Genomic DNA, 5,635 nt, shown 5'->3' on the forward strand with positions numbered 1-5,635 from the left:
CTTTAAACTGGAACTCATCTACTGTCACGTCGGGAAACTGCTTCCTGAAATAACGTATGGATGCTCCATTCGGATCAATGTTTGTAATCAGAATCCGATCCAGGCCGCTCAGTTCACCGGTATCCAACTGGAACAGTATCTTACTGAATAAGACCTCTAACACGCTTGATGTCTCTCTCCCTTCCTCGATGGGAGCAACCGCATGTTGTATTTGATCGCCCCGCATGAAAAATAGCCTGCTGCGGTGTAACCCCACATGTATCACGCAGGATATTTCATTCCTTTCCAGGTTATAGTTTTCCTTCACCAAGCCGGCAAGGAGCACTTCGTCGGGCAGCATCTGTTGTATCTTTATCTTGCCGGAATACAGGTTCCGGGCGCGATCCAATAACCTCAACAGGTAGGGCTTCTCTTGATAGGATACTAACAGGAGAGAACCGTCTTCCCGAATGTTATAGTGATAGTGGTCGGTACTGGGCACCATACCATACACTTTCTCCAAGTGTCCTGCAAGATGATCCTGGAGCTCCCTGGTTTTTAACTGGTTGTAATTTTTATCCTTGAGTATCTGGAAGTTTGTGTCGCCACTCTGGATAGTTATACCTGCTTTGAGCTTTTTTTGGCGACTCTCTTCCAGTTCATCTGTTAGCGTTCCAACATTTGAATGAAACAAGTCCCGGCCGTCCCCTTCCTCCTCGATAGCTCTCAGGAGATCCAAACTGTCATGTTCATTCTCCTCACCATTGGTATAGTTGCTTTCGTCGTAGCTCTCGTCGATTCCAAAAAGAACATCTTCATTGTGGTCTTCCACCACCTCTTTCGAGCGGTTTTTCTCTTGCTTAACATCTGCTTCTACTTTTAACTCAACCCGTTTTAAATAGGTTAATTTCCATCCATTCTTTTCTTTTTGAATGCGAGCAATTTTTAATAAATCACCGTCCTGTGTTACTCCTACAAATTCCTTACCCATAACCTACCTCACCATCATATTTAATTTGTCAGCTGTAGACGGATTGATCAGCTTATGCATCCGGTTTTTATTGTTAGAAGAGTTCATTGCCGTCTCTTTAGAGATTTTGCCCTCCTTATACAGGCGTTTTAGATCTTGCTCGAGAGTATGCATACCCATTTTCCCCCCTTCCATAAGCATCTGGTAAATTTCCCCGATATTATTGTTTCGTATAGCCGCTTTCACCGAGGGAGTGACCAGTAATACTTCTTTGGCCAAAACCCGCTTGCCGTCCAGGCTTGGTATCAGCTTCTGGCTGATTACGCAGGTCAATACATCCGCCAGGCGCATCCGAATACGGGTCTGTTCTTCCGTTGGCACTTCCCCTATTATCCGGTCAATACTTTCCATCGCAGATGAAGTATGCAGTGTACCAAACGTTTTATGGCCCGAATCGGTAATTTCGAGGGCTGTCATGATGGTTTCGGGATCCCGGAGCTCGCCAATCATGATAATATCCGGATCCTGGCGAAGCGCCTGTATGGCACCCTCCTTGAAGGAGTTAACATCCCTGCCGACCTCGCGGTGGCGAATAATGGATCGCTTGGGCGTATGTACCAATTCCACCGGAGAAGCAATAATGACAATGTGGGCCTCCATGCTCCGATTATTGACGTCAATAATGGTATCCAGCGTACTGGATTTACCGGAACCTGTAATACCGGTTACCAGCGTCATCCCATATTGAAAATATTTTAGACTTACTGCTTTGGCCACATCAGGATGGAGACCGAGTCCTTTAAAAGGTCGGATTACATTATCAATACGCCGCATGTTTAACGCCAGATGTTCCATGTCGTAATACATATTGGCCCTGAAACGCTGATCCAACCCGGACGGCTTCGAGATGGTATATGAATAATCAAAATTCCGGTTAGTGAACAGTTTTTCCCGTTGCCGTGGCATCAGCAAATTTAACAGCAGCATATCTGATTCCCGTTTGGTGAATTCGTACTCGGAAGTAATGGGTTTTTTGTCCCCGTGAATACGAAACCAGACTTGTCCCGCACATCCCGCGCCGCCCATGTCAATATCCGAAGCTTCGAGCTCCTCCATGAGATTCAGGTAGTATTCCAGCTTATTAGTGAGCTTCTTCCGCCATTCTTCAGGCTGGCGATCGATCAGACCAACCATTTCCTGATGAAGCGCTATTCCTCTGACCGTATCCGATAGCTGGGAGAGTAATGGCTGCAACATCCCCGACATGGCCTGTAAGCTATACTGACTATTAATTTTTATATCCATGAGTTGTGACTCGTCACTTAGTATGGGTTATAATATTTTCTCTTATTATCAGAGACCTTTGCAAAACCGTTGTTTTCCCAATCTCTGCATTCTCGCGATTTCAAAATCCTCACCTATAGTCCACATAGACAGTGCGGTTTTGAAAAGGCTCTGGCTTTGGTAGTGAACAGAACCCCTGCTTTTCCAAAGCCCTCTATCAGTGTATATGAACCTATTCATAGACATCCAGAACTTCGAAGGTGGCCGGTATGGTTTGTTCAGCGGCCTCTTTGGCATAATTCAAGGCCGTGCTGTTGTACAGCAAGTTCAGGTTACCCCCCAAATCGATACTTGTGGTCGTTGAACCTTCCGGGGAACCCATCATGACCGACCCATGAATCCCGACCGTGCCTTTACCGTCAAATGCCCACGCATTCTCCAACAAGACCAGGCCGTAAAAATTAAATGTCCCTGCAAGATCAAGATCTGTTAAATCCAGGTCTCCCGACTTCTTTATCACTAAAATGCCGTACCCATTGACGTCACCGGTTATTTTGGCATAATCCTCTACCATAAACACGCCCGGATTGTTCTCACTTCCAAGGTCCGACGTGTATTGGCCGGTTAAATAAGTAGCATTGGATTCAAGCTGGTCTATGAAATCAGACATGCTTGAAAAATCCATAGCCGGATCAACTTCAACACTTGGAGTACCCGTATTCCCCACGATTTGATCAAGCTGTCCCTCGGTAGTGCTGTCAAGGATTTTATCCTTGCTCTGCTGATCAATAACGGAGACACCAGGCAATCCGACCGTATCCACCCCACTTTCATCGTTGCCGTTGATATCAAAACTTCCATAAAAATTGGGGGTAAAATCAGGATCCGTCAACGCCAGTGCCGCCGGGGGCTCCGGTATCTGCGGGTATATAATCTTGACTTTGTAATTGACCAGGGATGTGTCTGCCGCAAAAGTAACTTTTGACGTCAGTTTTAACTGATCCACCCCCAAACTTGAATTTGTGGTATAATCCTCAATGATCACGGAAGCGGAACCGTGTTCGAGATCCACTACATAAGGATTATGGTCATTTCTCCAGCTGGCATTATCACGCAATTTGTAAAGTGTCGCCTCAATACCCGAATGAGCTATATTTCTCATTTCAGCATCATTGGCATACGATGCCGTGCGCTTTGCCAGCGCAATATGACGGTTGTTCAGGTTGATCTGCAGGATGCCCAGGACAACCAGGGTAATGGCACATATGTAAATTAGCGGACGTCCCATAATGCTATATTCTTCTGCTATTTTTAATCTTCAATATTCAACGGCACAAATTTCTTTTCCCAGCTTGCGTTCATATACTTGTCACCTACCGGATCCGCACTTTCACTCAACAGTCTTACCTGAATCCATCGTATCTCGTCGATTGCATTAGTTGGCTGATTCAGCTTATCGTAATAGGACAGCTCAAACTTAACGACCCCCATTTTAATCGGGGTGCTCTTCCCGTTGACCGTTCTAAGCAACACATAGTCATTGGGATTCGAAGTTTCCGTTATATCCTGGGTCTTATCCCACTCCCAGCTGACCATATCGACGACCCCGTCATCGTCCAGGTCTCCCTGGAAGGTTATTTTTGAAGACGTGGCCTCCTGTAAACTTCCGCCGCTTAACCCATATCCTATTTTTCGGAAATCATGACTTACCATGGTGGCGATGCTGTTGACATGGATCTTCGCTACCTGGTCGTACATGGCATCCATGGAATTCCCAACCAGACTGAGGTTCACCTTGACCAGTGACACCAGCAAGATAGTACCGATAATAAAACTGGATATAATGGATATGTTCATTCCCGGGCGTTCATTTGAATGTTAGTTTCTCCATGTTAAAAGCCGTTCCTCTTCTGTGTTTAGGTCCCATTGGGATCTGCACAATAACTAGTAATATGATTTTGTATATGTAACAGTTAGCGTATCTTCTACTTCAGAAACAACCTGAACATACAGCCGCTTGTGGGGTGTTTTTACCGTGGATACCTGACTCAAATCGCTCTCCTGCATGTAATCTACGCGGCATCTTGTTTCATAAACACCGTGCTGTGTGGTATCCGTACGCGTATAGTTATCGTAATCGTCGAAATCATCGTAGTACGGGTAGTATTCGCCGATTTCCGGCCCCAGGTCTGTAAAATCGTCCGGTACTGTCAGAAGATTATATGCTCCTGTGGCCGCTTCATCAAACGCTTTGGTGCGCGACTGGTCAACAATATTCTGCGCAAGGGCCACGGCCGTATAGTCCAGTTCCGTTCTGACGATGGTAGCATTGTTATTCAGTAATAACCTCGTCAAGCCCAGCTGCAGCATCGCAAAAATAAATAGCGCGGCTACCAGTAGTATGTGTTCAGATGTATCGACCATAATGGTACCCCGCTATATCTGTAGTTGCTGCCTGTTGTCATTTAGTCTCCCACCGTCAGGGCCAGGACTTCCTCTATAGAGGTAATTCCTTCCTTGACCCTCTCCCTGCCGGATCCCCGCAAGGTCATCATGCCATTGTTCACAGCATACTCCCGTATGACATCTTCATCAATATTGGCCCCGGCATCTAAAATGAGATTGCGAATCTCCTTGGTGAAATAGAGGGCCTCGATAATGGCGGTCCTCCCTTTATAGCCGTTTGCACACTTCTCACATCCCGATTCATTCGCCTGGTAGAAAGTGGTTTCAGCCACTTCTTTATCTGTAAACCCGATTCCCCGGGTAATTTCGGGATGCACCTCGTCAACCTCTTGCTTGCAGTGGTCACAGAGTTTGCGAACCAGCCGCTGCGCCATTACTAAATTTACCGCATTGGCAATCAGGAACGGCTCAACCCCCATTTTATACAGCCGCGAAATGGCACTCGGGGCATCATTGGTATGCAGCGTCGAGAACGTAAGGTGCCCGGTATTGGCCAGCTTGATAGCCACCTCGGCCGTTGACAAATCCCTGATTTCACCGACCAGCACGATATCAGGGTCGTGGCGTAGAATTCCGCGCATCGTCAGGTCAAAACTCATATGGCTGTTGATCTTCAGCTGGCGAGCCCCCTTGATGATGTATTCGGTGGGGTCCTCCACCGTCAATACGTTTTTGGTGGGATCCATGACATGATAAAGGGCGGCAATCAGGCTGGTGGACTTGCCGCTTCCCGTCGGACCGGTTATAATCACAATTCCCGAAGGTTTGCTGATCGCTTTGCGAAACAGCTGAAGTGCATTTTGCTGCAGGCCCAGTTTATTCAGATCCGTGATCACCTTGCGGTCGTCGAGCACACGGATGACAATCGACTCAAATTTCCGGTTGAACTCCGTACCTACAATCGGCATAATCGATACGCGAAAGCGGATGTTTACA

5 protein-coding genes and 1 pseudogene are annotated in these 5,635 nt (G+C 46.8%); all 6 read right to left on the minus strand.

The genetic code is table 11. The features are described 5' to 3' along the window. Positions 1-970: pseudogene (locus ACESLU_RS10750) on the minus strand (hypothetical protein); the annotation flags it as partial. Positions 971-973: 3 nt separating this feature from the next. Then, positions 974-2,254 (minus strand): type IV pilus twitching motility protein PilT, encoded by a 1,281-nt coding sequence (locus ACESLU_RS10755; protein ID WP_372638650.1) that lies wholly within the window; start codon positions 2,252-2,254, stop codon positions 974-976. 211 nt (positions 2,255-2,465) lie between these two features. After that, a complete protein-coding gene (locus ACESLU_RS10760) occupies positions 2,466-3,521 on the minus strand; it encodes a hypothetical protein (protein ID WP_372638651.1) in 1,056 nt (351 codons plus the stop codon). 23 nt (positions 3,522-3,544) lie between these two features. Next, positions 3,545-4,090, minus strand: a complete 546-nt coding sequence (locus ACESLU_RS10765; protein WP_372638652.1) for a hypothetical protein — start codon at positions 4,088-4,090, stop codon at positions 3,545-3,547. A gap of 87 nt (positions 4,091-4,177) precedes the next feature. Beyond that, a complete protein-coding gene (locus ACESLU_RS10770; protein WP_372638653.1) occupies positions 4,178-4,657 on the minus strand; it encodes a hypothetical protein in 480 nt (159 codons plus the stop codon). 41 nt (positions 4,658-4,698) lie between these two features. After that, on the minus strand, positions 4,699-5,635 hold a 937-nt coding region (locus tag ACESLU_RS10775; RefSeq protein WP_372638654.1), incomplete at its 5' end, for a GspE/PulE family protein.

This window comes from Fodinibius sp., assembly GCF_041642155.1.
In the GTDB taxonomy this organism is placed as follows: Bacteria; Bacteroidota; Rhodothermia; order Balneolales; family Balneolaceae; genus Fodinibius.

Excerpts from the sequence above, each read along its gene's own strand:
- ACESLU_RS10755 (WP_372638650.1), bottom strand. The coding sequence starts at position 2,254 with ATGGATATAAAAATTAATAGTCAGTATAGCTTACAGGCCATGTCGGGG.
- ACESLU_RS10765 (WP_372638652.1), bottom strand. The coding sequence starts at position 4,090 with ATGAACATATCCATTATATCCAGTTTTATTATCGGTACTATCTTGCTG.
- ACESLU_RS10770 (WP_372638653.1), bottom strand. The coding sequence starts at position 4,657 with ATGGTCGATACATCTGAACACATACTACTGGTAGCCGCGCTATTTATT.
- ACESLU_RS10760 (WP_372638651.1), bottom strand. The coding sequence starts at position 3,521 with ATGGGACGTCCGCTAATTTACATATGTGCCATTACCCTGGTTGTCCTG.